General features: G+C 39.3%; 23 protein-coding genes and 1 riboswitch. Of the genes, 12 read left to right on the forward strand and 11 right to left on the reverse strand.

Going from position 1 to position 26,058, the window contains the following annotated elements:
- The first annotated feature begins 331 nt into the window (after positions 1-331).
- Positions 332-1,819: an APC family permease gene (locus AB1H92_RS05440; protein ID WP_115361717.1), complete on the forward strand. Its 1,488-nt coding sequence runs from the start codon at positions 332-334 to the stop codon at positions 1,817-1,819.
- Positions 1,820-2,058: 239 nt separating this feature from the next.
- On the opposite strand, the gene fdhD is transcribed toward AB1H92_RS05440, so the two are convergent.
- A complete protein-coding gene (fdhD, locus tag AB1H92_RS05445) occupies positions 2,059-2,853 on the reverse strand; it encodes a formate dehydrogenase accessory sulfurtransferase FdhD (protein ID WP_115361715.1) in 795 nt (264 codons plus the stop codon).
- Between the two features lie 270 nt (positions 2,854-3,123).
- Between fdhD and fdhF the strand changes: the two genes are divergently transcribed.
- Positions 3,124-6,057, forward strand: a complete 2,934-nt coding sequence (gene fdhF / locus AB1H92_RS05450; RefSeq protein ID WP_115361713.1) for a formate dehydrogenase subunit alpha — start codon at positions 3,124-3,126, stop codon at positions 6,055-6,057.
- 6 nt (positions 6,058-6,063) lie between these two features.
- Positions 6,064-6,540, forward strand: coding sequence for a DUF1641 domain-containing protein (locus tag AB1H92_RS05455; RefSeq protein ID WP_115361711.1), 477 nt, complete (start codon positions 6,064-6,066; stop codon positions 6,538-6,540).
- A gap of 67 nt (positions 6,541-6,607) precedes the next feature.
- Here AB1H92_RS05455 and AB1H92_RS05460 read toward each other — a convergent pair whose 3' ends face one another.
- The 3 genes from AB1H92_RS05460 to AB1H92_RS05470 all read right to left on the reverse strand — a co-directional run bounded on the left by AB1H92_RS05460 (position 6,608) and on the right by AB1H92_RS05470 (position 9,036).
- On the reverse strand, positions 6,608-8,026 hold the full coding sequence (locus AB1H92_RS05460; protein WP_115361709.1) for an amidase: 1,419 nt from the start codon (positions 8,024-8,026) through the stop codon (positions 6,608-6,610).
- Positions 8,019-8,210, reverse strand: a complete 192-nt coding sequence (locus AB1H92_RS05465) for a hypothetical protein (RefSeq protein ID WP_243835729.1) — start codon at positions 8,208-8,210, stop codon at positions 8,019-8,021. The genes AB1H92_RS05460 and AB1H92_RS05465 overlap by 8 nt, the downstream gene beginning before the upstream one ends.
- A gap of 370 nt (positions 8,211-8,580) precedes the next feature.
- On the reverse strand, positions 8,581-9,036 hold the full coding sequence (locus AB1H92_RS05470; protein ID WP_115361707.1) for a staygreen family protein: 456 nt from the start codon (positions 9,034-9,036) through the stop codon (positions 8,581-8,583).
- Positions 9,037-9,219: 183 nt separating this feature from the next.
- Between AB1H92_RS05470 and AB1H92_RS05475 the strand changes: the two genes are divergently transcribed.
- Positions 9,220-9,873, forward strand: a complete 654-nt coding sequence (locus AB1H92_RS05475) for a carbonate dehydratase (protein WP_115361705.1) — start codon at positions 9,220-9,222, stop codon at positions 9,871-9,873.
- Positions 9,874-10,043: 170 nt separating this feature from the next.
- Here AB1H92_RS05475 and phaC read toward each other — a convergent pair whose 3' ends face one another.
- The 3 genes from phaC to AB1H92_RS05490 all read right to left on the reverse strand — a co-directional run bounded on the left by phaC (position 10,044) and on the right by AB1H92_RS05490 (position 12,660).
- A complete protein-coding gene (phaC, locus tag AB1H92_RS05480) occupies positions 10,044-11,129 on the reverse strand; it encodes a class III poly(R)-hydroxyalkanoic acid synthase subunit PhaC (protein ID WP_370475563.1) in 1,086 nt (361 codons plus the stop codon).
- Positions 11,130-11,220: 91 nt separating this feature from the next.
- Positions 11,221-12,003, reverse strand: coding sequence for a 3-oxoacyl-[acyl-carrier-protein] reductase (gene fabG / locus AB1H92_RS05485; protein ID WP_115361701.1), 783 nt, complete (start codon positions 12,001-12,003; stop codon positions 11,221-11,223).
- 234 nt (positions 12,004-12,237) lie between these two features.
- The gene (locus AB1H92_RS05490; RefSeq protein WP_115361699.1) at positions 12,238-12,660 is read right to left on the reverse strand and encodes a poly(R)-hydroxyalkanoic acid synthase subunit PhaE; all 423 of its coding nucleotides are present in this window, start codon (positions 12,658-12,660) and stop codon (positions 12,238-12,240) included.
- A gap of 217 nt (positions 12,661-12,877) precedes the next feature.
- On the opposite strand from AB1H92_RS05490, the gene phaQ reads away from it, so the two are divergent.
- Together phaQ and AB1H92_RS05500 are read left to right on the forward strand one after the other, a co-directional pair.
- Entirely contained in the window at positions 12,878-13,306 is a 429-nt protein-coding gene (gene phaQ, locus AB1H92_RS05495) for a poly-beta-hydroxybutyrate-responsive repressor (RefSeq protein WP_370475427.1), read from the forward strand.
- Between the two features lie 75 nt (positions 13,307-13,381).
- Positions 13,382-13,897, forward strand: a complete 516-nt coding sequence (locus AB1H92_RS05500; protein ID WP_115361696.1) for a hypothetical protein — start codon at positions 13,382-13,384, stop codon at positions 13,895-13,897.
- Positions 13,898-13,979: 82 nt separating this feature from the next.
- Here the strand turns inward: AB1H92_RS05500 and AB1H92_RS05505 are convergent, their stop codons facing one another.
- Entirely contained in the window at positions 13,980-14,768 is a 789-nt protein-coding gene (locus AB1H92_RS05505) for a TatD family hydrolase (RefSeq protein WP_115361694.1), read from the reverse strand.
- A gap of 216 nt (positions 14,769-14,984) precedes the next feature.
- Here AB1H92_RS05505 and fabG (AB1H92_RS05510) point away from each other — a divergent pair, with 216 nt between their 5' ends.
- From fabG (AB1H92_RS05510) to AB1H92_RS05525, 4 genes are all read left to right on the forward strand, one after another.
- Entirely contained in the window at positions 14,985-15,728 is a 744-nt protein-coding gene (gene fabG / locus AB1H92_RS05510; protein WP_115361692.1) for a 3-oxoacyl-ACP reductase FabG, read from the forward strand.
- A 147-nt stretch (positions 15,729-15,875) separates the two neighbouring features.
- Positions 15,876-16,385: a YfiT family bacillithiol transferase gene (locus AB1H92_RS05515; RefSeq protein WP_115361690.1), complete on the forward strand. Its 510-nt coding sequence runs from the start codon at positions 15,876-15,878 to the stop codon at positions 16,383-16,385.
- A gap of 254 nt (positions 16,386-16,639) precedes the next feature.
- On the forward strand, positions 16,640-17,014 hold the full coding sequence (locus AB1H92_RS05520) for a UPF0158 family protein (protein WP_115361687.1): 375 nt from the start codon (positions 16,640-16,642) through the stop codon (positions 17,012-17,014).
- Between the two features lie 97 nt (positions 17,015-17,111).
- Positions 17,112-17,211: riboswitch (SAM riboswitch) on the forward strand.
- Positions 17,212-17,323: 112 nt separating this feature from the next.
- Positions 17,324-17,566, forward strand: a complete 243-nt coding sequence (locus AB1H92_RS05525; RefSeq protein WP_115361685.1) for a hypothetical protein — start codon at positions 17,324-17,326, stop codon at positions 17,564-17,566.
- 99 nt (positions 17,567-17,665) lie between these two features.
- Here the strand turns inward: AB1H92_RS05525 and AB1H92_RS05530 are convergent, their stop codons facing one another.
- From AB1H92_RS05530 to AB1H92_RS05540, 3 genes are all read right to left on the reverse strand, one after another.
- Positions 17,666-18,019, reverse strand: a complete 354-nt coding sequence (locus tag AB1H92_RS05530) for a DUF2200 domain-containing protein (RefSeq protein WP_115361684.1) — start codon at positions 18,017-18,019, stop codon at positions 17,666-17,668.
- A 366-nt stretch (positions 18,020-18,385) separates the two neighbouring features.
- Positions 18,386-20,242 (reverse strand): sigma-54-dependent Fis family transcriptional regulator, encoded by a 1,857-nt coding sequence (locus tag AB1H92_RS05535; RefSeq protein WP_115361682.1) that lies wholly within the window; start codon positions 20,240-20,242, stop codon positions 18,386-18,388.
- 588 nt (positions 20,243-20,830) lie between these two features.
- Positions 20,831-22,273, reverse strand: coding sequence for an aspartate aminotransferase family protein (locus AB1H92_RS05540; protein WP_115361680.1), 1,443 nt, complete (start codon positions 22,271-22,273; stop codon positions 20,831-20,833).
- A gap of 711 nt (positions 22,274-22,984) precedes the next feature.
- Between AB1H92_RS05540 and AB1H92_RS05545 the strand changes: the two genes are divergently transcribed.
- Both AB1H92_RS05545 and AB1H92_RS05550 read left to right on the forward strand, forming a co-directional pair.
- Positions 22,985-25,264 (forward strand): ATP-binding cassette domain-containing protein, encoded by a 2,280-nt coding sequence (locus AB1H92_RS05545; protein ID WP_115361678.1) that lies wholly within the window; start codon positions 22,985-22,987, stop codon positions 25,262-25,264.
- 140 nt (positions 25,265-25,404) lie between these two features.
- Positions 25,405-25,806, forward strand: coding sequence for a carboxymuconolactone decarboxylase family protein (locus AB1H92_RS05550; protein WP_115361677.1), 402 nt, complete (start codon positions 25,405-25,407; stop codon positions 25,804-25,806).
- The last annotated feature ends 252 nt before the right edge of the window (positions 25,807-26,058 follow it).

Here is a 26,058-nt window from a genome sequence, read left to right on the forward strand (position 1 = left end):
CGCAATCTCTTAATAAGCACTCTTCATTCCAACAGCTCCTTCAAGTTAAAGAAGAAATTGCTTTAAAATAATTATTTAGAACATTTACAATAGTCATTCCCTTGTGTATAATAGGCAGTAACCATTCAAATGAAATAAAAATACTGCCTAGCCTGTTTAAAGCCTAAGTCAGGTTTTTCTTCGCAGGTACAAGCCAGTTCAATTTGACTTACAGTCTCCATCGAGGTCTTTTTGAATTGGCTTTTTCTATTGGCATAGCAAGGAGGAAGGCATGAAATAACTGATGTAAGCGTTTTATATAATTAAAAGCTAAACATAAGGGGGTATGAAAATGGAAGATCAAAAGCTGTTAAAAATATTAGGGAATAAGGATGTTCTGGCACTTGCATTTGGTGCTATGATTGGCTGGGGATGGGTTGTTACTGCAGGTCTTTGGATTTCAGAGGCTGGTTCGCTTGGGGCAATTATTGCATTTCTAATTGGGGGATTGCTCGTTGTTTTTGTTGGATTAACTTATGCAGAATTAGCGTCTGCCTTGCCACTAGCGGGGGGAGAAATGTATTACGGCTTTGCTGCAATGGGAAGGTTGGCTTCTTTTATTACAACCTGGGCAATCATTCTTGGGTATGTTTCTGTTATAGCATTCGAAGCTGTTGCGCTCCCAACCGTTTTCGATTATCTCATCCCTGGATACGGAGTCGGTCATATGTATACAATTGCGGGCTGGGATGTAACGCTTACATGGGCCGCCGTTGGGATTGTTGGCTCGATTCTTATTTCTTGGATTAATTATCGCGGGATGAAATTGACGAGTGTCATTATGGGGATTTTAACGCTCTTAATTGCGATTGCCGGCGTTTTATTAATTACAGGGAGCTCATTGGCCGGAAATGTTGAGAATATGAAACCTTTATTTGGCAATGGCATGAGTGGGCTTTTAATTGTACTTATTATGACACCTTTCATGTTTGTTGGATTTGATGTCATTCCTCAAGCAGCGGAGGAAATTAATTTACCTCGTAAGCGGATTGGCCAGTTACTCATCTTTTCGGTTATCCTCGCGATTACTTGGTATCTATTAATTATTTTCGGTGTTTCACGGGTTTTGACGCCGTCAGAAATTGCTGGTTCTTCTTTGGTAACGGCCGATGCGATGGCACAGGCTTTCGGGGGCAGCAAAATGATGGGCAATGTGCTTGTGCTTGGCGGAATTGGTGGGATCTTAACAAGTTGGATTGGTTTTTATGTTGGTGGAAGCCGTGCCATCTACGCATTAGCAAAAGCAGGCATGCTACCGAAATTTTTAGCAGAACTTCATCCGAAGTATAAGACGCCACACAATGCAATTCTTTTAATCGCAGTTTTAACAACCGCAGCGCCTTTATTTGGAAGACCAGCACTCGTTTGGCTCGTTAATGCAGGCGGTCTCGCTTTAGTCGTTGCTTGGCTTATGGTATCACTTTCCTTCATTATTCTAAGGAAACAGCGTCCGGAAATGAAACGACCATTCCGCGTTCAAGGTGGCACGTCTATTGGATGGATTGCTTTGTTTATGTCTATCGGCATTGCAATTTTATATATGCCAGGCATGCCATCTGCACTGTTATGGCCGTATGAATGGATTATCATTCTCGTCTGGAGTTTACTAGGATTCATTTTTTATAAATGGTCGATCTCTAAGTATGGGGCTACAAATGCAGATGTATTAATGCAGCAAGAAGTGAATCGGATTCTTCATGAAGAAGAGCAATCTGAAGTTCAATCAGTGGAAAAAGAATTCCCTGAAGGAGAACAAATTGAGAAGGGGATATACAATTAATGGTAGCATGAAGTATTAAATTGCCGAATTTTATAGATAGGCCGACAACTCTCATGACGTCCGTTGTGGGATGAATCGGCTTTAGTTTTGGTTATTTAATCAACCGATATTAGTTATCATTCAATACAGTTTGGTCTTTCACCATCTATCTGTAAGTGAAAATCAAGCAGTCAGGTAGATGGGTGAGAGTTCGACGTACGTATAATTTTTAGTTTACACAAATCAGATAAAACATTCAATTATTGATTTGAAACGATTCTTTCCGGGTGTGTATACACATTAAACGACTCATTCCGAAGAAACCCAACCGTCGTAATCCCAAGTTCTTCCGCAAGTTCCAACGCAAGTTCCGTAGGCGCCGATTTTGAAAGAACAATTTCACAGCCGATTTTTGCGACTTTCAATAAAATCTCTGAAGAAATACGGCCGCTGAACACAATGACTTTGTCGTGTACGGAGATGTTATTTCTTAAACAGTATCCATAAATTTTATCTAATGCGTTATGCCGGCCGATATCCATTCTTGCCAGCACAACGCCTTTTTGGTTACATAAAGCGGCATTATGGACACCGCCTGTATGATGAAAAACATCTGCTGTTTTCTCCATTTCTTTCATTAAATAAAAGCATTCTTTAGGCGTTAATGTCACATTCGTCTTGGTCATTTGTTTGGCAGTTAACGCATCGTTCGCAAACACAAATCCTTGACGGCTCATGCCACAGCAAGAGGTGATGTATCTTTTGCTATGCAATTGTTCGTAATATGGAAACACCTTACTCGTTTCGATATGGACAAAACCTAAGTCCTTTTGCACCCAAATCTTTTGTATATCCTCATATTTGCCAATGACTTTTTCAGATGCTAAAAAACCAACAACCATGTCTTCAATATACTCAGGGGTGCAGACGATTGTGATAAATTCTTTGCCGTTAATTTTTATTGTGATTGGGTATTCAACCGCAATGATATCTTCAATTTGCTTGAAATGGCCGTTTGAAAAACGGTGAACTTTTCGTTTATTGACTTGTTTCATATAAACTCCCTCCAAACAAATCTCATATATTATGTTCGACATCATATCATACTAGTTAGAGTTCTTTCAGATAATTATAATAATACATTGTTTCAATCTATTCTATCAACTATAATAGAATGAAAGAAGATATATGAAAATGTTTTGACTTCAATTAGATTGAATCGTAATCTAGTAGGCTTTGCAAGAAAACTTCCACCATGATGAAAGCGCACCATTAGGCTATAGGCGTATTCATGGTGGTTTTTTATTGGAAAAGGAGGCGCTTCCATGTCAATCAAGCTAAATGAATCAAATTATGAATTTCAAGACGGCATGACGATACTACAAGTAATCAATGAGCATAACATTGAACATCCGCAAATTTGTTATTTGCCGGAAGTAGATCCCATCGAAACTTGTGATACATGTATTGTTGAAGTGGATGGGGAGCTAGTGCGCGCTTGTTCAACGAAAGCAGTCAAAGGAATGACCGTCTCTCTTTCATCTGCGCGTGCCAAGGAAGCGCAGACGGAAGCAATGGATCGAATTCTTGAAAACCATTTGCTGTACTGTACGGTCTGTGACAATAACAATGGGAACTGTAAAATTCATAATACTGTACATATGATGGAAGTTGAACATCAAAAATATCCATATGAGCCAAAATGTACTGAAGACAGTGTTGATTTTACGCACCCATTTTATCGCTATGATCCAAACCAATGTATTGCTTGCGGGCAATGTGTGGAGGTTTGTCAGAACTTACAAGTAAATGAGACGTTGACGATGGATTGGGAGAGGGATCGTCCGATTGTTTTGTGGGATGGTGGCGCAAAGATTAATGATTCGTCATGTGTCGGCTGCGGGCATTGTGTGACCGTCTGTCCATGTAATGCATTAATGGAAAAATCGATGCTTGGTGAAGCCGGATTTATGACGGGCATGAAAGAAGACATACTCACGCCGATGATTGATTTAGTGAAAGAGATTGAACCTAGCTACAGCGGGATTATGGCGGTGTCTGAGGCGGAAGCAACCATGCGTGAAACGAGAACGAAAAAGACGAAAACGGTTTGTACGTTTTGTGGTGTTGGCTGTTCATTTGAAGTGTGGACGAAAGACCGTAAGATTTTGAAAATCCAACCGGTTTCTGAGGCACCAGTTAATGCCATTTCAACTTGTGTGAAAGGAAAGTTTGGCTGGGATTTTGTGAATAGTGAAAAGCGGATTACAACGCCACTTATCCGAAAAGATGATGAATTCGTTGAAGCATCTTGGGATGAAGCGCTGGACCTCGTTGCCAAGAATCTTGGGGACATTCATAAGAGACACGGTGAAGATTCAGTCGGCATTATTTCTTCCTCAAAGATTACGAACGAAGAAAACTATGTCATTCAAAAGCTTGCACGACAAGTGTTTGAAACAAATAACGTAGATAATTGTTCCCGATACTGTCAGTCTCCAGCTACTGACGGACTCTTTCGAACAGTCGGCATGGGGGGAGACGCCGGAACGATTAAAGATATTGCTGAAGCTGGACTTGTCATCATCGTAGGCGCAAACCCTGCTGAAGGACATCCTGTTCTTGCAACACGTGTGAAGCGTGCGCATAAATTGCACGGTCAAAAATTGATTGTTGCTGATCTTAGAAAACATGAAATGGCAGAGCGTGCGGATTTATTTATGAGACCGAAACAGGGCACTGACCAAGTATGGTTAATGGCCGTAACGAAATATATGATAGACAATGGTTGGCATGATGAACGATTTATTAAAGAGAATATTCATTCATTTGATGAATTTAAAGAAATCCTTGAAAAGTATACGTTGGACTATGCTGAAAAAATAACTGGTGTATCGAAAGCAATGCTTATTCAAACAGCGGAAACGATTCGTGATGCGGATGGTACATGTATTCTTTGGGGCATGGGTGTCACGCAAAATACAGGTGGTTCGGATACTTCTGCCGCCATTTCTAACTTGCTTCTTACGACAGGGAACTATCGCCGTCCGGGTGCGGGGGCCTATCCATTACGCGGACATAATAATGTACAAGGCGCCTGTGATATGGGAACGCTGCCGGGTTGGTTGCCGGGGTATCAGCATGTGACGGATGACGAAGCAAGACAGAAGTTTGAAAAAGCGTACGGTGTGAAAATTGACAATAAACCTGGACTTGACAATATCCAAATGCTAGAAGCAGTTAACGATGACATTATGAAAGCGATGTACATCATCGGTGAAGATATGGCACTTGTTGATTCCAACGCCAACTATGTCCACGATATGTTATCTAAGCTGGATTTTCTCGTCGTTCAAGATATTTTCTTTTCAAGAACTGCAAGGTATGCGGATGTCATTTTACCAGCTGTTCCGTCACTCGAAAAGGATGGAACCTTTACGAATACGGAAAGACGTGTGCAGCGTTTATACAAAGCGCTTCCAGAATTAGGGCAAGGAAAAGCAGATTGGTGGATTGTACAAGAAGTTGCCAATCGACTCGGTGCAAATTGGAATTACACACATCCTAGCGAAATATTCGCGGAAATGGCAAGTTTATCTCCATTATTCAGTCAAGCTGATTACAGTGTATTAGAAGGCTGGAATAGCTTTTTATGGGGAAGTTTGGACGGGTCAAGTACACCGTTATTATATACAGAAGGATTTAATTTTCCAGATAAAAAAGCACGGTTTGCTTTATCTCATTGGGTGGAGCCTGTGAAGTTTTCGGAGGAGTTTGATTTACACATTAATAACGGCCGAATCCTTGAACATTTCCATGAAGGCAACTTAACGAATAAATCAGATGGCATTCAATCGAAAGTGCCAGAGATTTTTGTTGAAGTATCACCGGAACTGGCCAAAGAACGAGGCGTCATGAGCGGTTCTATCGTTCGGCTTACGTCTCCTTATGGTTCCCTAAGACTCCCCGCACTCGTCACGGACCGTGTGCAAGGGAATGAACTATTTCTTCCGATGAATTCAGTGGAGAAAAAGTCAGCCATTAACTTCCTAACAGGACCAGCAGTTGACGAGCGAACGAATACACCCGCATTTAAACAAACGATGGTTCGAATGGAAGTGCTCCAGAAAGACGGCGAGAATCCGTTGCCGAAGTCGAACCATCGCAATAAAAAGCGCAATCCAACAACGGGGATTGAGGTTGAGCGTAAATGGAGACGCCCGGGATATGTACATTTAACGACGGAAAAGGGAAGGTGATGGTTTATGGCGAAACCGATTACTTCTATTAAAGAGCACAAACAAACGCCAGAAGAAATTCAGCAAGAGAAACTAGTAGAACTTCAGTCATTACTCACCGAACAGGACGAGGCAATTAATAAAATACTTGAAATTACCGGAGAAATAAACGATGCAGGAATACTCGATGCGGTACAGGCAATGGTGAAAGCAAAAGATCAAATCGCTGGTATTGCGGTTAATCAAGTGTCTCGCGAGCCCGTGACAAACTTGATCAAACATGTCATGAATGCATCAGCAGGGCTTTCGGCGATTGATCCGGAAGTCTCTGCAAAACTCTTGAAAAGTTTACAGAGCGGACTGGATGAAGCAGAACTTTACAATGGAAATAACGATTCGATTAGTGCATTTGACGTAATCAGATCATTAAATGATCCAGATGTTAACCGTGCAGTTAAATTTGGTTTGAATTTCTTGAAGGGCATGGGGAAGGGATTGGAATAGGTTCGCATGTCATAATAAAAAGCCGCGTTCATGAAGAATCGCGGCTTTTCAAGTTGACGAATGTTGATTAAGCTCTAATTAGTAAATTAGGCTTTTTACCTTGCAATGGATTCGTCTGCTCGAGTGCGTATCCAGTATTTAACAGTAAAGCTTCACTGAATGCTGGTCCCATGATTTGTAAGCCAATTGGCAAGTTACCTTTGAAACCGCACGGCACAGATAGACCAGGAATACCTGTTAAGTTTGCAGGTCCTGTGAAGCGAATGATGTTATCAATTAAGTCTACTTGCTTGCCGTTTAAGTCTACAAGATCTTCTCCGATTGTATTCGGCGCAACTGGTAAAGTAGGGGAGATAAGCACGTCTACTTTTTCAAATGCCTTTTGGAAGTCTTGCTTTAACTGCCTTCTGACTTGTTGGGCTTGTAAGTAATCCACAGCAGATGGAAGTTGTCCTAATTCGAAAAGCATGCGAATGTCATCGCCGAAGTCCTCAGGGCGTTTCTTTAAATCGGTGTCATGAATTGCAGAGGCTTCTGATAAGGAAGTGACGAGCTCGGCCCACTCAGCATATTGCAATGTTGGGATTTTCACAGTCTCAACTTTTGCACCTTGATCAACAAGACTTTGAATGCCAGCGCGAACAAGTTTATCAATATCAGAGTCTACTTCGTTAAAGAAGAAGTCTTCATTCACACCAATAACTAAATCTTTTACGTCACCAGTGATTTTCGAGAGATAATTCTCTTTAGGAACGTTCGCTGAAGTAGGGTCATTTTTATCGTACCCTGCAATGACTTCTAGTAAACCAGCGGCATCCTTAACCGTTTTCGTCATTGGACCGATATGATCTAATGACCAAGCAAGCGGATAACAGCCATATTTACTTACGAGTCCATGTGTAGGTTTTAATCCGACAATCCCGCAAGCAGATGCTGGAATGCGGATGGATCCGGCTGTATCTGTTCCGAGGGACGCGACACTGGAACCTGCTGCAACTGCCGCTCCAGAACCACCGCTTGAACCGCCTGGAATTTTATCGAGATCCCAAGGGTTTCGTACAGCTCCGTAATGTGGATTATTATTCGTGATGCCCCATGCGTATTCATGCATGCTTAGTTTACCGGTAAATACGGCGCCCGCTTCTCTCAGTTTTGCAACAACAGTGGCATCGTAGTTGGATACGAAATCCTTATGAATTTTAGAAGACATTGTTGTGACTTTGTCTTTGAAATATAAGTTATCTTTTAAAGCCATTGGAATTCCGTGGTACATGCCGCGATACTTGCCGTTTAAAATCTCTTTTTCAGCTTCTTTTGCAGATTTCTCAGCATCTTCACGGTAAATGTCCATATAGGCATTAATTTGAGGTTCAGTGTGATCTGCATGCTCTATAACTTCTTTTGTTAATTCCACAGGGGAAATGGATTTATTCTCTAATAATGGTGCAAGTTCTTCAACAGCTAGGTCAATTAAGTTTTTACTCAATGTGGTCGCCTCCTGGAATATTACGTACGCCAATATCAGCATCGTCTATTTTCACATGCTCCAAATTTCCACGTAAAGCTTGCATGCCTGTCCAACGTGCTTCAAGAACATCCAAATGTGCTTCTTTCACTTCAATTCCTTTGTTCTTCAACAACTCCTGAATCGATAAGCTCAACGAAAACACTCTCCCTTAGAAATGATATATATCTTAATAAGCAAAATGCTTAATAAGAACGTAGCTACGATCTGTAGTTCTATGATGAGAATGAATAATAACTGATTTTAGCTGAGACACACAAAAAAAGAGGCCATTATAGACGCTCTAACATACTTATTCTACATAGATTTCAAAAACCCTTTATTTAATTTTGAATAGTTTAATTTATTGGAATTGCGTGTTTTAGTAATTGATATGAAGATATAAATGACATGGAATATATAATGCCTCTTGAAATGAAGTTGAAAATAAACCGCCTCAAGTGAAAGGGTATCTATACTAAGAAAATGGTTGAAATATACAATTTATATTTCAGCCTTCAAATGATAGGTGAGTACTATAGGGAGTAATTGCTGAATGTTCCCCAACTTTCTCGTTTACAAATTTGAGGATAAATAGACATAAAGTTTACGATGATGATTACATCATCTAGTTTAGGGTATAGATCAAATAGAAATCTATCTCCGTATCGAATAGCTGTTAATGCAAGGGGTAGCTCTCTTCGGAAAATTTCATTCCGACTGATTGCTGCATTTAAGTCATGCTCTTTATTATCTATATAGAGATATACATTGTAGTACAAGAAATTTCCACACATTTTCCATTCGCCTATGACTTCGTCTCTCAAGTCACTATTAACTTTGTCCCAAGCAACTTGTGTTCCAATTGTTAGGAATAGTTCTCCAGTGAAATCAGAGTGAGTTAATGTATGTTTTCTTGGAATGATTGGTTCTGTAGCTGTTACCCCATTCCTGTATTCAACAGCGAGTCTATCTGGATTAAACTTCCTCATCGATCCACTCCAATCGTTTATATATCAATATGCTACTTATTTAAGATTGGTTATCGGCATAGACGAAAAAAATTCTTTGGGGGGCATTTCAAACTTGACATGCTCTTTATTTAAAAGAACTACTACATTCACTTCGATTCACATAAACTGATTAGGGAGTTAAATTGAGAGAGAGGTGCCCGCTTGAGAAGAGTTTTCGAATTTGATTGTTTTCAACCTTATATCAGTCCTAATCCAATCACACCATCTAATCCTGTAAGATATTATCCTACCATTGATGAAAGCGCATATGTAAGTCCATTTTCGAGTGTGATTGGGAATGTTTACATTCATGATAATGTTTTTAGTGCGCCGAATGTAAGTGTTCGTGCAGATGAAGGAACGCCTTTTTACATTGGTTCGAATGTGAATCTTCAAGATGGTGTCATTCTTCATGGATTATTAGATAAACGCTTTTCTGTTGGGGGAGGAAGTTATTCAATCTACCTTGGAAACGATGTAACAATTGCTCATGGCGCGCTCATCCACGGCCCTGTTTATATTGGAGATGATGTCTTCGTTGGATTTAAAGCGATTGTCTATAATGCCATTGTTGAAGAAGGGGCATTTATTTCAAACAATGCCGTCGTGACAAATGGCGTGCACATTGCAGCGGATCGATTCGTACCGCCAGGCGCCCATGTTGACACGCAGGAGAAGGCAGATTCACTGTCATTTGTGCCAAAAGATAGCGAAGAATTTGCCGTTGAAGTACAGCGAGTCAATCAAGAGTTTCCTGCTTCTTATCATCTATTATTAGGGGAGAATCGTTGTTCTTGTGGAATTGCATATAGCTAACTTAATTCAAGTCACCTATGTAGCGGTTTAACATAGGCGGCTTTTATTTTTAAATTGACGGATTTTACTGCACAAGGCAAAACCCTACAAAGGAAACGTCCGCCATCATTCAATTCTACGATAAAAAAACAGCCCAAATTATAATTTGGGCTGTTACATTCATTCAATCATTATTTCGAGTTTTCTACTAGCCATTCGTTTATTAATGGATAGGTTTCATTGATTGCTGTCCGTCCGACTGTTACGGACACATGGCCAGTTTCAAGCAGGTGGAATGTTTTGTTTTTGCTCGAAATTTTATCGTTAAGCGCTTCGACTTGATGCGGTAACGCAATATTATCGCGACTTCCTGCAATGTTTAAGACGTTTGCTTTAATATCGCCCAGTTTAACTTGACGACCGCGCACGTAGAGTTCATCATTAATCAGTTTGTTTTCCTGGTAGAATTCACCGATCCATTGACGATAGGATTCGCCAGGGAATGGAATGCCATCTTTCAGCCATTTTTGCATGAGTTTCCAGCCTTCCACAAAAGTTTCATTATCCGCACGATCAGCCAGACTAACGTACGGGCCGTAGAAGTTTTGAATTGGGTTAAGCAATTTGTTTCCAAAATCAATGAATTCAGGTGTAATATTGCCCATTGTATCTACTAATTTGTCTAAATTGAAATACCTTTTGTCTAACCAATTCGTATAGTGACCAGCATCTGCGAAATCAAATGGACTCGTCATAAAAATCAAGTTACGAATTGGCAGCTCTGGATGGAGTGCTGCAAAGATTGACGTCATCGTCCCGCCCATGCAGTAGCCAAGCACGCTTAATTCCTTCGCATTTGAAGTTTGTAACACTTTTTTTGTGGCACGTGGAATGTAATCCATGATGTAATCTTCTAGTTTCATGTGACGGTCTTCATAGCCCGCAGTACCCCAATCCAATAAATAGACGTCATGTCCTTGGTTTGTCAAATACTCGATAAGGCTATTGCCTGGTGCTAAATCCAAAATATATGGCTTATTGATCAAGGCGTAAACCATAAGGATTGGCACTTTATTCGTTTTCTTAATCGCAGGTTGATAACGATACAGCTTCGATTTATTTTTTGTCCAAATGACTTCTTTAGGCGTTTGTCCAACAAGTGGCTCCGGTTCAGTAGTTAATACTTCCGAAAATCGTTTCAGGCGGTTATAGTTGCTTTTATATTCATCAGGTAATTTGTCGACCCAGTTTTCTAAATCCTTCATACTTGTATAAATCATTTCTCACGAATCCCCCTCTTTAAACTTTGCATAACGAAACATGGCGCTCCCAATGCTGGAAGCACCTTGCTACAATGTATGGTGATGATTACATGTATAGACCGCCGTTTACATTGATTGTCTGACCTGTAATATAGTCCGCTTGCGCTAGAAATACTACAGCTTCAGCAATTTCTTCCGGTGTTCCAAGACGTTGCATTGGCACCTTGGCAACTACTTTTGACAATACGTCTTCCGGCATTGCTTGAACCATCTCAGTGCCAATGAAGCCTGGGCAAACTGCGTTTACTGTAATGCCATTCCGTGCAGTTTCCAATGCTAGTGATTTAGTAAAACCAATCATTCCCGCTTTCGCAGCAGCGTAGTTCGTTTGTCCGAAACCGCCAGCCTGGCCGATGATGGAGCTGATGTTAATGACTCGTCCCGATTTTTGCTCAAGCATATGATTAATCACTGCAGAAGTTGTATTGTAAACGCTGTTTAAGTTTACATTAATCACTTCATTCCACTCTTCTTCTGAAAGTCTGCGGAATGTACGATCTCTTGTAATCCCAGCGTTATTTACGAGAATATCAATTTTACCGTATTTGTTTTTCACTTCTTCAATAAGATCCGCGATATCTTGTGAGTTTGAAACGTCTGCTTTTACTGCAATAGCAGAGCCTTCATTTTCTTCGATATCTTTGATCACTTCATCTGCTGCATCTGAACGGGATTGATAATTAATTGCTACGTGTGCGCCCTTATCTGCTAATTCTCTTGCAATCGCTGCGCCGATTCCACGAGAACCGCCTGTCACAATTGCAACTTTTCCTTCTAATGGTTTAACAATTGTTTTATTCTCCGCTGCTACTACGTCTAGAACTGTCATTATGTCATCCACCCCTATGTTGTTTTAAAGTGCTTGATTGCTGTACAGGAAACTAAAAGATCCTGGACTGTTGCAGTCGTTGCCAATCGAATAGCGTAGGGCTCGATTTGCCTTAATTTCTTTGAACTTTACAGAAACTAAGGTACCAATAGAACGTGGCGGCTTTAGACTGCTATCTCCCCCTAAGATTAAGGCACTTACGCTTTTGTTTCTGAAAAAAGTTATCTCTTACTTTTATTTCTTTTTAGCAGGAGTCCCAGTTTTTTCATTTTTCTCAACTTCAGCAAGAATACGATCGAGTTTTTTGTCTAAATTGGAAATCGTTCTTTTAAGAGAATTGATTTCTTTTTTGTTTTCTTCCACAAGCTCCTCAAGCTGGTCCTCTAGATTATCAATTTTGTTTTCCGTATTTATCACAAGTGATGCGACATTTGCGACTTCATCGCGCGAAGGCATATTGAATTGTGTCAAATAGGACTCTGCTGTTTTCGTAATAAACTCCTGATATTGTAAGTAGCTATTTAAAGTCTGTCCCAATCCTTCGGAAAAAGACTCTTTACCAAGTGACTCTTGAATTGCATCATTCCAAGCGTTTTCCGTTTTATCATAAATATCTTTCCAAATCTTAAACGGATCGATAGGTAATGTTTGCGACATGAAACTTCATCTCCTTTCCTAGCATAAGCATCAACATTAATTGTAACGCTAACTATGAAAATTTGGAATACTTAAAAAGGGCTAACAATTCATCAAATAAGCATATATATCTACAAAATTCGACAATTCGACCGTTTTTGAAATGTTTTATAATAGTTGACATTAAAACCATATAGGTGTAAATTACATATAGATGAATTAAACGGTCATTGAGGTGGTGAATAAATTGAGTTCAAAAAAAGATGAAACGAAAAAAGAGAAGCAGCAAAATTTAGGAACGCCGAGAAACTTTCTGATTCCGATTACGCTGCTGCACTTACGTGACTGGAATACACATGGCTATGAGTTAATGGAGAAGATTACACAGTTTGGCATTCAATCTATCGATCAAGGGAATTTTTATCGTATTTTAAGACAGCTTGAAAAAGATAATTTAGTTTCATCTACTTGGGACACAACGTCAAGTGGACCAGCAAAGCGAATTTATTCGATTACAGAAGCAGGGGAACAATATTTAGATATATGGGCGAAGTCATTAGGCCAGTATCAAAAAATGCTTGATCAGTTTTTTTCGCTATACAATCCGTTTCTCTCGCCGTATAGTCTTTTTTCAAAAGGGGAAAAGGAAGACCAGGAAGACAAATAGTTTTGGGTGATATGCAATTTTTGCATTCAACATAAATTCCATGTCTCATGGAAAACGATAAAGGGAGGATTTCACATGACGAAAAAAGTAGTGGAGAACACACAGCAACAAGCAGTAAACGGGGTAGAAGCGATTTGGGATAGCTGGTTAAACAGCTTTAAATCACTTCAGGGCATTCAAAATGATATTGAGAAAAAATCATTGGAAGTATTAGCTTATCAAAGAGATTTGTTAGAAGCTGCACGTAAATCTTTGTACACTGCAGAAAGTGAGTCTAAAAAGATGGCAGAGGAGTGGAATGAAAAGCTCGAAGGTACCGTAAAATCAGCAGAAAAGAACCAAAGTGAATTATCATCTAGCTGGCTATCGGCTGTAAAGGAAATTAATGAAAAAGCGTTGGCGCTTTCTTGGAATCCTAGCCATTCATTATTAGAACTGTTTTCAGAGACGCAAGACCAGTTAGAAGCAACTATAAAAGAGGCGAAGCAACAACAAGACAAAGGCCGTGATGAAGCCATTAAGCAAATTGAGGGGCTGGCTGAACAAGTAAAAAAGACACATAAAGGGATTTTGGAGACTGTGTCTGTTTGAAGAAAAGCAAGATACCGTGCAATCGAATGGATTGCACGGTTTTTGTTAGGTGAATTTCTTCTTGAATAAAGATTGGAATCATTCACTTATCCAGCTTGTAAAATTCAAACGTATTATTATGCAAGGTACGATATGTTTCTGCAAGATAGACTTCTTTTATCTGCGAAATCATAGATACGGAGGCGTGAATCATCTTTGGATGTGTCATTTGTCCATCAAACTTTCCTTTGAACTGCCAGGGTCCGTCCGTTTCTACCATCATTTGTTCTAGCGGGCATTGCCTCACGAGTGTTTGAATTTCCGTTTCATATAAAACGTCTGGGGTAACAGAGATGTAATAACCGTTATCCATGATACGTTGAGTTGTAGCTGTATTCCCTTTAAACCAATGGAAGTGTGCTTTTTCAATCGAGTGCATTTCAAGTAGGTTACAGACAATTGGCGCATCATCATAGATGGCATGGAGAATAATGGGTTTATCCCATTTTTTAGCATACTTGATAAATTGTTCAAGTACTTCAATATATCCTTCAATCGGAAATCGCGCGTCATTGTTCATTTCACTTCTTAAATAATAGGGAAGTCCAACTTCGCCAATCGCAACCATCTCTTTATGTTGGTCTGCAATCCATGAAAATAAGGTTTCAATCTCAGTGTCAGACGGAAGTTCCTGTTCAGGGTGTAAACCAAACGCTGGCTTTACCTGTTCAAACTTTTGGGAAAGTGCTAAATTGGTGCGGCAAGAATCCAAGTGAGAGGAAACGGAAATAACATTTGTACATTGGATCCGGTCCAAATCAGTGATGATCCTTCTTATATCCAGATCAGAATACTGATCTAAATGCATATGCGCATCGATGATTTTTCTCAATATATTCGCCACCTTTAATTGAGTAATTAGTTTTGTGTTATCAAAACCTGGGTATCTCATTTAATTATAGCGCATAAAGAACCTTATAAATTTAGGTATTGATTCTCAAGGTTAGTATTATACTAATTAGTAGAGCGAAACTTACGAACAGTCTCTTCTGAAGTGGAAGGGCAACCAAAGGGATGGAATACAAAAAACAAAAGGAGTTGAGAACGAATGGGGAATAGGAGATTGGAAAGTCAAGTGGCGATTATTACCGGTGGAGCAAATGGAATTGGAAAAGCGACGGTTAAACGGTTTTTAGAAGAAGGAGCAAAAGTCGTCATTGGCGATTTTGATGAAAAGGCCGGCGCTGAGCTTGTGAACGAGTTAAATTCAGAGAATGTTCTCTTTGTGCAAGTAGATGTAAGTGATCAGGAAAGTGTTCAGCAAATGGTTGAAAAGGTGATTAATCAGTTCGGAACAGTAGATATTTTAATTAACAACGCGGGAATTACGAGAGATGCAACGCTCACGAAAATGACAGAAGCAAATTTCCAAGATGTATTAAATGTGAATATAAATGGCGTTTTCAATTGTACACAAGAAGTCGCTGCCCATATGATTGAAAAGGGTAAAGGCAAAATCATTACCAGTTCATCTGTAAGCGGAATTTATGGAAACTTCGGTCAAACGAATTATGCGGCTTCAAAAGCGGCTGTTGTCGGCATGACAAAAACTTGGGCAAAAGAATTAGGGCGGAAAGGCATTAATGTGAATGCTGTCGCACCAGGTTTCACGCTCACTGCGATGGTTGAGGCCATGCCTGAAAACGTTGTTGAAAAGATGAATGCAATGGTTCCTCTACAAAGATTAGGAACACCTGATGACATTGCAAATGCTTATTTGTTTTTAGCTTCTGACGAGGCGTCGTATGTTCATGGTCATGTCCTGCATGTAGACGGCGCGATTACAATGTAAATCTATATGGATTAGATTGAAAGGCTCATTCTACTAGGCATGAATGGGCTTTTTTGTGCGAAGATACTCTCGAAGGACATACAAACAGTCAATTTAGCATTCATGGTATAATAGAAAAGAATAGACAGGGAAGAGGGGGAAAGATAGATGGATGTGAAATTTCCAATCGGGACATTACAAGTTCCAGAAAAAGTAACAGTAGAAAATGTTCAAGAGTGGCTGGAGGAAATCCAATCTTACACGTCTCGATTAAGAGACATTGTTGATTCATTAAATGAAGAGGAATTGAATAAAACTTATCGTGCCGGCAGCTGGACCGTTCGTCAACTGGTTCATCACATTGCAGATTCCCAGTTGAACATGTATCAACGATTGAAAATGGCTCTAACAGATGAGAATCCAACTGTACCAGATTTTGATCAAGATCAGTGGGCGGTTCAGCCAGATACCAAACTACCTGTAGAAAGCTCTATTAGAATGCTTGAAGGTATAAATGAGCGCGTCGTATCTTTAGGAAATCATTTATCTGAGGAGCAATTAAATCGATATTTTACTCACCAGAAAAATGGTAAGATCACCGTTGCAACAAAAGTTGCAAAATTAGCTTGGCACGAAGAGCACCACTTAGCGCATATAAAAATTGCATTATCCAAGTAAATCTATTATAAATTGGTGCCAGGTTTCAAAACGATGTTAACATTGTTTTAAAGCCTGGCGATTTTTGGTTTGCTTATGTTTAGCACCTGTATTTCATCGATTATTTACCGAGACGCAATAAATCCTTTCCTTTATATGTATCCGCATGAATAGGATTGTGCAAATGTGTACAAAACTAATCCTCAGTGCTAGTTTTAAAACAGTTCAAAGTGGAATAGGAACCTTGTGTCGATAATTTTGAAAGGGTGAATAAAATGCAGGTGACAGAGGCACTCATAGAAGCATTTTTAAATGGTAATGACGAAATAAAGTACATGTTTAATCAGAAAACAAAGGAAATTCTTATCTCAGAGGAGTCGGAAATCGGTAGGGATGATAACGATACAGGAGAATTCTTAGTGCCAATTCCACAAATGACTTCGTCTGAAGCATATGACTTAATGGTTGATTTCGCCAAAAAGCAAGAGCCAGAAGTTACCCAACGCTTAATAGATGCGCTTAATGGGAAAAAGCCTTTCCGTTCATTTAAGGATCAAATTAGAGGACAGGAAATTGAACAGGCATGGTACGACTATGAGAATGATTATGCCAAAAGAAAAATGTCGACGTGGTTAGAGCATTCTTTATGAGTGCCTGGCGCTGGTCATTCAGAGCAAGCTGAGACTGGATACGCTTTCTTTGACGAAAAGTTATGATATACTGGAATCAACTAAATAATAGACTCTTTTCTTATTAGGAGAGACGGAGGGAATTGGCCCGACGAAGTCTCAGCAACCTGCTAGCTGGTAAGGTGCTACATCCAACAGGCGAACCTGAATGATGAGAAGAAATTTTGCAAATGCACTCTTCTCTTAATCGGGAATAGTTTTTTATTTGGGAAAATTTCGGGAGGAATTACAATGACAAAGTTAAAACAGCTTTATGCAGAGCAATAACAATTGAAGGAGCAAGAGGTAACGGGGGCAGCATCTTCCATCCAAAGACACCATAAACTTGCGCAGTTGCAGAAGGAAATTGATTATTATGAACTGGGAGATACGATTTCACGGAAAGACATTCAGGTCAAACTGGCTGAAATCGAGGGAATTCAGGAAGAGATTAATCGTTTAACGGCAGTTGTAGAGGAGAAAAGACGTACGTTACTTACACATGTCTTCGGAGAACAAACAATCATTCAATGATAGAGCCATTGACGAGATGATTGTGGAGGATAATGCTAACTAAAAATAAAGAGCCTATCTCCTGTTTTTTACATGGAAATAGGCTTTTAATTTACCATATTATGATTTCCTCAAGATCTTCTCCATCGCTTTACCTTTTGCTAATTCATCAATGAGTTTGTCCAAAAAGCGAATTTCCTGCATCAATGGTTCTTCGATATTTTCCACTCGGATGCCGCAGACCACTCCTTTGATTAGCGTCCGTGAAGGATTCAATTGGGGCGCTTCTGCAAAAAAGGTCTCAAAGTCTATCTTTTTTTCGATTTGTGCTTCTAATTCTGCTTGGGAATATCCTGTCAACCAACGTATAATTTCATCAACTTCTGACTTTGTACGTTCTTTTCTCTCTGCCTTCGTAACATAATGGGGATAGACGCTAGAGAAGCTCATTGAATAAATTTTATGTTTGGTCATGAGATTGGCTCCTTTATATTTCTACTTATGGATAAATCATTTTATTGAGCATCAATAAAGATTGTAACAAGTATAACATTTTTTTATATAATGTTTTAAGGTATTATTGAAGCGTAAATATATTAACTATCAGTTAATCCTCCTCAAAATGAAAAAGGATTTTTTTATTTCTTTTTACGTGCGCAATATCCGCTGTTACAAAATGAATCGTCGATATGGATAATTCATGACCACCAAAAAACATCGGCTAAGCCCGATGTTTTTTGGAACTGCATAGGACATAGTTATACAGTTACTGCCGAATAATTTGAATGAGGTTGCCGCTCTTTATATTGGATTAAAATCTTATATTGTATCAATTCATTACTAATTTTTCAGTGAAAAACTGTCTAGTTTTCTGTAAAGGGTATTTCGACCAATTCCAAGAATACGCGCTGATTCAGCAACATTTCCGCCTGTTTTATTCATAGTTTCTAAAATCACTTTACGCTCCGTGTCTTGCAGTAAAGAGCCTGTCGTCTCTCGTTTTTGAAAATCCGATAAAATATAGTTTGGAAAAGATTGAATATCAATCGTATCGCCTGTAGATAAAAAGGCAGCTTCACGTATCGCACTACTCATTTGACGAACATTCCCAGGCCATGAATAATCTTCAATGAACTGCTCTGCAACAGGAGAGAAAGTAAGTGGGTATCTATGAGTCTCTCCCTGAATTTTAGATAATAATTTATAGGCAAATTGTAAGCGGTCTTCACGCTTTCGAAGTGGGGGCAGTACGATAGATATGCCTTGTAAACGGTAATATAAATCGGCACGAAAACTGCCTTCTTGCACTTTTTCCCAAAGGTCGGTATGTGTAGCAGTAATAAGTCGAACATCCACTTGAACAGACTTTACGCCACCGATTCTTTTCACTTTGAAATCTTGAAGGACCCGTAATAATGTGGTTTGTATATCAATAGGAAGTTCGGCAATTTCGTCTAGGAAAAGGGTGCCTCCATGTGCCTGTTCGAAGACGCCGGGTTGTCCCGATTGCTTTGCTCCTGTATATGCCCCAGCTTCATAGCCAAATAATTCACTTTCAGCCAGGCTTTTGGTAATGCCACCACAGTTGAGAGCGACGAATGGTTTTGTTGAACGTGTACTGGCTTGATGAATGGCTTGGCTTACCATTTCCTTTCCAGTGCCACTTTCCCCAGTAATTACAATTGTATAATCTGTTTTAGCGGCTTTTTTTGCTGTGGAAAGTGCTGACTTAAGTGTTTTATCCGCCCCATAAATGTCATTAAATGAATAGGAAGACGTGCTTTTTCTATCTGTAGTGAACTGTTTTGTAGCAGTTTTTATTTTTTCTGTATATGCAAAATTTTGGGGACGAGAATCATATACAATTGAAGCGAAAAAACATTTTTGTTCAGTACCTTTTGTGTAAAGCCGGATCAAAGAAGTGGAGCTGGTCTTCATGGTTCTAGATAGCAACTCGTCTGTGTTTGAGAACAATTCTTCTAGGTAAATCGGAGTGACTAACAAGTTATCTATCCGACATAGGCGATGTGCTTCACGATTCATCCCAATAACTTGTCCGTGTAAATCGACTGCAAATAAAGCTTCATAGTATTTTTTTGATTCTGGATAAAGGGAAAGGACAAGTTGTGGCTTAGGTTGACGGACGAGCATCCAGTTCTCTATGCTACGAGAAATGTTATCTACCATCCCAAGCATCGCAGGATGGTAGGCGCTAAAATGTCCACTTATATTCAAAACTGCATCCAATTCTCCAATAGAATTAAAAATAGGGGAACCAGCACAAAATAGCGTACGATGGGATGGTAAATAATGCTCACTACCAATAACAGTCAATGGTTTTTGCTCAATGGCAACAGTGCCCGCTGAATTCGTACCACGCATCTGCTCGGACCAACAAGCCCCGTTTTGTAAATTATTTTTTTCTGCTTCATCTAGAAATGAAAGATTACCTATGCTATTGAGTAAATAACCTGAGGAGTTAGAAATGGCAACAATTGTGTTGGAAGACTTTAAAGAATATGCCAAGCTTTCAATTGTCGGATGCATGCTATTCAATAAATCTCTTTTTTTCTCTTGTTGAAGTTTAAGTTCATATTCTTGGAGCATAGCTTCTTGCGTTTTAGCCAAGTTAGCACCGTGTTTTTTGCTCCGCTCCCAAGATTTTATCAAGTCTTTATTTGCCAAGACTGTATTCATTCTTCAACCTCCCTCGCAACAATTAACAGTAAATTCTAAATACATTAACAGGTTATCACAGTTTGAAGGTACAATCAATCGCGTTAAATCGGGACGAATTGACCCATCATCGAATAAGCATCAAAGATGGAGCCACGAAATCACCTTAAGTACAGTTGCAATATTCATACTAGTTACAAACCCTATTGAGCTAAATCTTTAAAAAACGGGAAGATAAGTATGTCAAAAACATTAATTGTAGAAAAGGAGATACAGCTAGATGGTCGTGTAAAGGATTTTTTACGTGGAAGTCCCAAGAAGCTATTTATTTGGTGGAGAGTTTGTCGAGTCTGTCTCTGGGGAAACATTTGAAACCGTGAATCCAGCAAGTAAAATCAGTTTGGGTAAATCTTGAATAATTATTGATTACTTATTAAAAATCAACAAAAATAATGACCGTCTCCTTAAAAAGGTAGGCGGTCATTTTTGGGTTTGAGATTATTACAAAGTCAACGAAATTCAATGTTAATCCTAGGTGAAGAAATTAGACTTCTAAATTAGAACCCCTTAACCAGTTAAAGGGAAGGTCTAGTGACAATAAAAGTACTATTAAACTAAGGCCTTTTGCTCCTGCACTTGCGCGGCTAGTTTATCTAAATGGTCTAAGGCATAATCCAGTGCATCAATTGCTTTATCAATATCTTCTTTAGAAATGTCTAAGGATGTACCTATACGTAAAGTGTTAGGGACAAAACCGCCAATTAATACGCCTTTTTCAAGCGCTTTTGAATTGATGATGTTAATTGGATACGTGCTTGGATCAGCCTCGTGACTTGTATTTCTATCAAGTTTTATAAAAGGAGTGTTTTTCTCATCTTTAACAAGTTCTACAATCCAGAGAACTCCAGCTCCAGCAACCAGACCCACAGTAGGGTGTTTGTCCTTTAACTCCAATAATTTCTTTTCGAAATATTTACCCGTTTCTTTTGCTTTTTCAACTAGGTTTTCTTCTATCATATATTCTATATTTGCACATACAGCAGCCATTGCGATGGGGTGGCCTGAATAAGTGGACACTGTTTCCCAACGGAATTGGTCCATAAATTCGGCGATTTCCTTATTAACTACCACGGCACCAGCTGGAATTGTTGAACTTGAAAGGCCCTTCGCCATTGTGACGATGTCCGGTGTAACGCCATAGTGCTGGTAATTAAACCATTTTCCTGTACGGCCAAAGCCTGTTAATACCTCGTCCACAATCCAAAGAATATCAAGGTCTTTCGTCAACTTTCGAATTTGCGGAATGTATTCTTTTGGCGGCATAATAGAACCAGCGCCCTGTGTGATTTCAGTTACCATAGCCGCTACTTGTTCAGGACCTTGGTTTTCAATCATTCGTCTCGTATAGGTTACACAAGCTAACTCTCCAGTCTCATCATGACATGACCCGTAGGTATGGCTAAGCGGGCAGCGCAAGCAGTTTGGAGAAGGTGCAACGGCAACTACACCATCTTGCTGACCAGGTATATGTCTTTGTTCTGAGTCAGGATTTGTCTCTGTAATTCCACTCCGGACCCCTTTTATTCGAGTTAGAGAAGATGCGCCTCTTGTCCATCCATGGAAAGCATGTTCTCTTGTTATGACATTCGGACGATTTTTATAAAGTCTAGCAATGAAGAGTGCTGTCTCGTTTGCTTCACTTCCAGTTGAAACAAATCTGATTTTTCCAGGCCAGCTTTCTTTTCCAAGAATATCTTCCATAATTAATTTTGCTGCTTTTGCCTTATAGTCTGAAGTATAAGCATCCCAGACAAATCCATATCGATCAAGTGCATCTTTGATTGCATCATTTATCTTTTTATTTTTTTGACCAGTATTTACGCAGTACAGTTGATTAAATAAATCCAATAAGCGTGTTCCGTCCGGCATGATTAGGTAATCACCTTCAGTGGACTCAATTGGGACTGTTTGGTATTCATCCTGTGTAGCGAATGTCCTTAGTATATATTTATTATCCCATTCTTCAACCTTTTTCCAATCAATATTCGTCATTATTATGTCCTCCTTTAAATTAACGAGTAGTACTGCGCTAAAAGCTTACTTAAGGCAATAAAATTCCGCGAATAATCTGTAGAAAAAAATGGTACGCCACAAAAGTATTCCTACCTTATCAAGGAAATGTCGGACTTCTAAACTGAACCGGTAACTTTATCAATATCATTCTTAATTTCTTTAAATAGTAGCCTCCTTTATTTTGTTAATCATACAATTTTCTGAAACTATCGGCACCTCTTTTGTCGCGCCGCTATTAAATTATAGTTGCAATTAGCATGCCAATTAGAAATCCCCCTTTGTTGCACGATTCATGTCATAAGAGGTGTTTGATTTTGGAGCATCGGAGTTCTTTTTTAGAACATAAGCGATTAAAGTGGGCAACCAATTAATGTATGCCACATTTCATCCGTACTCTTGCAAGAGTTGGAGTTTTTGAATGTTTATTGTTCTTATTATAGAGAGGTTGTAAAAAACCTCAGCTGTAGTAGTAAAATTATGATATACCTCTATTTCCAGTGGAACATAAAGATTGTCTAAATTTAAACGATTCTCTTGCATTCAATAGATAGAAAAAATAGAGTATACTAAAAGTCTAATTACTAAAACAGTTAGGGGCAGGAAGAGTTGCAGCGATATATGGGTGTATAAGGATAAATTTTCTTACCGAGGACACTTTTTTCAGCAAATCAAATTAGAAAGGATGATAAAGTGCCCAAAATTAGAGACGAAATCATTTTAAAAGGATTAAAAGAAAATAATCTGAAAAATATAGATATTAATATACCAAAAGGAAAAATTATCGTATTCACAGGGCTTTCTGGCTCTGGAAAAAGCTCGGTTGTTTTTGATACATTGGCGAAAGAAAGCCGAAGACAAATGACGATGAACTATCCGCATTATGTCAGAAATCAAATGCCAAGATATGAAAGACCGCATGCTGATTTGATGCAGAACTTAAGTCCGGTTGTCGTCGTAGAGCAGAGACAAACCAGCGGCAATTCTCGTTCAACAGTTGGTACGTATATGGATATTCATCCATTGATTAGACTTTTATTCTCACGTATAGGCACACCTCCAATACCTTCTGCGACCGATTTTTCGAGCCAAAGTTCTTTTGGTAGATGTCCGGAATGTAGTGGATTTGGTAAGGTCATTGCGCCAGATGTAAATAAAATGATCGATTTCGATAAGTCGCTTCGGGCGTATGCAGTTAAATTTAAGCCTTTATCGCCATCGGGGTGGCAAGGGAGATGGATGATGACTGGGGGATTGTTTGATCCTGATAAACCGATAAAGGACTATTCAGAAGAAAAACGCCACCTATTCTTATATGGCCCCCCGAAAGGTGAAAAAGTCTTTGCGCCATTTCATACAAAACACGGACCCCAAGACCACGAGTGGGACGGGTTATTGCCTAGATTTACGCGCCTCTATATCAATCGAGATATCTCAAAATTGAAGCAAGTTTCTCAAGACGACGTTTTTGCAGTAGCTACACAATGCTTATGCCAAACATGTCTAGGTTCTGGTCTAAACCCAAAAGTATTGGCATGTAAAATAAATGGACTTAATATTGCGGAATATGATCAATTAGAACTGACAGAATTACTTCAGGAACTCACAAAAATCAATGATCCTTTGGGGAAATCTATTGCATTGCAAGCCATTCCGCAAATACAACAACTCGTTGAATTAGGATTGAGCTATTTAACTTTATCGAGAACAATGGGAACGCTTTCTGGCGGCGAAGCACAAAGGGTGAAAATTGCGCGTCATTTAGGGAGCAGCTTAAATAATCTCACATATATTTTCGACGAACCGAGCGCGGGACTTCATCCGGAGGAAGTGGATTTGTTAATTCGGATGCTCAAAAGGATTAAAGAGCATCATAATACGGTCATCGTGATCGAACATGACTTATCAGTAATCCAAGCAGCAGATGCAATCATAGAGATGGGGCCGGGGGCGGGTGCAGCTGGAGGAGAGGTCGTTTATCAAGAGAAATTAGAGGGATTGAAAAACTCTAGAGCGGCAACGTCATTAAACCAACAGATAAATATCAACCAGCGTCCAAGGGCTAGTAAAAGTTATTTTACAATCAAAGGAGCCAATCATAATAACTTAAAAAATATAAGCGTAAAGATTCCTCAACATGCACTTGTTTCAATATGTGGCGTTTCAGGTTCTGGTAAGAGTTCCTTAATGATGGAGGCATTTCCAGAAAGCTATCCAGAAACAATCATGGTTGGACAAGGCAGCATAGGCATCTCTAGTCGGTCTACACTTGCGACATATATGGGCATCATGGATGACATTCGTGCAATCCTTTCAAAAGAAACAGGTCAACCCGCGGGCTTGTTCACCTTTAACTCATTAGGCGCTTGTCCGATGTGCAAGGGGAAAGGAGTGACAACCCCAGACGTAGCGTTTGCAGATCCTGTCACAATTCCGTGCGAAGCCTGTCAAGGAATGAGATATTCAGATGAAGCATTGTCATACAAGTATCTAGATAAAAATATTGCAGAGATTTTAAGTTTGACGATCGATGAGGCGATGCACTATTTTAATTCACCAAGAATCATTAATAGAGTGAATACGCTAAAAAATGTTGGTTTAGGGTATCTCACGTTAGGGCAGACGACGAGCTCCTTAAGTGGAGGAGAAGTCCAACGTCTAAAACTTGCAAGCCATTTACAAAAAGAAGGACAAATCTACTTATTAGATGAACCTTCATTAGGGCTGCACAGAAAAGACAATGATAAACTTTTGAATGTCTTTCAAAATCTTGTCAACAAAGGGAATTCCGTAATCATTATCGAACACAATTTAGATTTTATTGCGGCGTGTGACTGGGTAATTGAATTAGGTCCAGGTGGGGGGAAAGAAGGTGGACAGATTCTATTTGAAGGCACCCCAGAAGAGATGTTAAATGCAGAATCGTTGACTGCGAAATGGTTGAAAAATGGATGTGAAGAAAAGTTGATTTAAAAGTTATTATCCAGAAAAGAACGGGTATTTCATTTAATGTGAAAATTTGTTAAAGTGGTTATAGCCATTTCTATTTATCGACATTTTCAGAGCGTTTCAGGCGTTGGGAATGGCGAATAGTTAACTAAGGGGGACTTCAATTGACAAAAGATCGTTATCAACAAGGCTTAGATAAATTAATGGAACTTACTACACCAGACAGTAACAACCCAACTGGCCATATGGATATTGGTGAGGGGTTTAAAGACATTGCACCTGATTTAAGCAAATTTGTTGTTGAATTTGCCTTTGGAGATATTTATGCACGTCCAGGACTTGATAATAAACAAAAAGTCCTTACAACAATTTCAGCCCTTGTTGCACAAGGAACACCGCAGATTGAGATGCATGTAAAAACCGGGCTGACAGTAGGGTTAACACCGGAAGAGATGGTTGGTTGTATTATGCATCTTATCCCGTATGTAGGATTTCCGCGTGCACTCAATGCTTTAAAAGCTGCTCAAAAAGTGTTTGAAGAAAATGGTGTCACAGTCAACAGTTAATCATTGAATCAGTTTTTGTTAGAAAAATGAAATGGTTTTAATCACAGTTTATTAAGTGATTAGAGCCATTTTTTGTCCTTAATAATGGCCTTTTAATTATGAAAACAATCTATTATACGACAAGCAAACAACTCTTGTCAATCGCAAAATTTGCAACATTTCAGAATATGTGATAATATATAGTTATAACAGTTATGGAGACGCCATTCGATCATCGTGCACAACTTCTTACGGACAGAATTTGAGTGCGAT

This window comes from Sporosarcina pasteurii (assembly GCF_041295575.1).
GTDB lineage: Bacteria > Bacillota > Bacilli > Bacillales_A > Planococcaceae > Sporosarcina > Sporosarcina pasteurii.

Coding starts and splice junctions, on each gene's coding strand:
- fabG (WP_115361692.1), top strand. CDS start 14,985: ATGGGGAATAGGAGATTGGAAAGTCAAGTGGCGATTATTACCGGTGGA.
- AB1H92_RS05470 (WP_115361707.1), bottom strand. CDS start 9,036: ATGAGGAAGTTTAATCCAGATAGACTCGCTGTTGAATACAGGAATGGG.
- AB1H92_RS05440 (WP_115361717.1), top strand. CDS start 332: ATGGAAGATCAAAAGCTGTTAAAAATATTAGGGAATAAGGATGTTCTG.
- AB1H92_RS05535 (WP_115361682.1), bottom strand. CDS start 20,242: ATGAATACAGTCTTGGCAAATAAAGACTTGATAAAATCTTGGGAGCGG.
- fabG (WP_115361701.1), bottom strand. CDS start 12,003: ATGACAGTTCTAGACGTAGTAGCAGCGGAGAATAAAACAATTGTTAAA.
- AB1H92_RS05520 (WP_115361687.1), top strand. CDS start 16,640: ATGCAGGTGACAGAGGCACTCATAGAAGCATTTTTAAATGGTAATGAC.
- AB1H92_RS05540 (WP_115361680.1), bottom strand. CDS start 22,273: ATGACGAATATTGATTGGAAAAAGGTTGAAGAATGGGATAATAAATAT.
- fdhF (WP_115361713.1), top strand. CDS start 3,124: ATGTCAATCAAGCTAAATGAATCAAATTATGAATTTCAAGACGGCATG.
- AB1H92_RS05455 (WP_115361711.1), top strand. CDS start 6,064: ATGGCGAAACCGATTACTTCTATTAAAGAGCACAAACAAACGCCAGAA.
- AB1H92_RS05515 (WP_115361690.1), top strand. CDS start 15,876: ATGGATGTGAAATTTCCAATCGGGACATTACAAGTTCCAGAAAAAGTA.
- AB1H92_RS05500 (WP_115361696.1), top strand. CDS start 13,382: ATGACGAAAAAAGTAGTGGAGAACACACAGCAACAAGCAGTAAACGGG.
- AB1H92_RS05490 (WP_115361699.1), bottom strand. CDS start 12,660: ATGTCGCAAACATTACCTATCGATCCGTTTAAGATTTGGAAAGATATT.
- fdhD (WP_115361715.1), bottom strand. CDS start 2,853: ATGAAACAAGTCAATAAACGAAAAGTTCACCGTTTTTCAAACGGCCAT.
- AB1H92_RS05530 (WP_115361684.1), bottom strand. CDS start 18,019: ATGACCAAACATAAAATTTATTCAATGAGCTTCTCTAGCGTCTATCCC.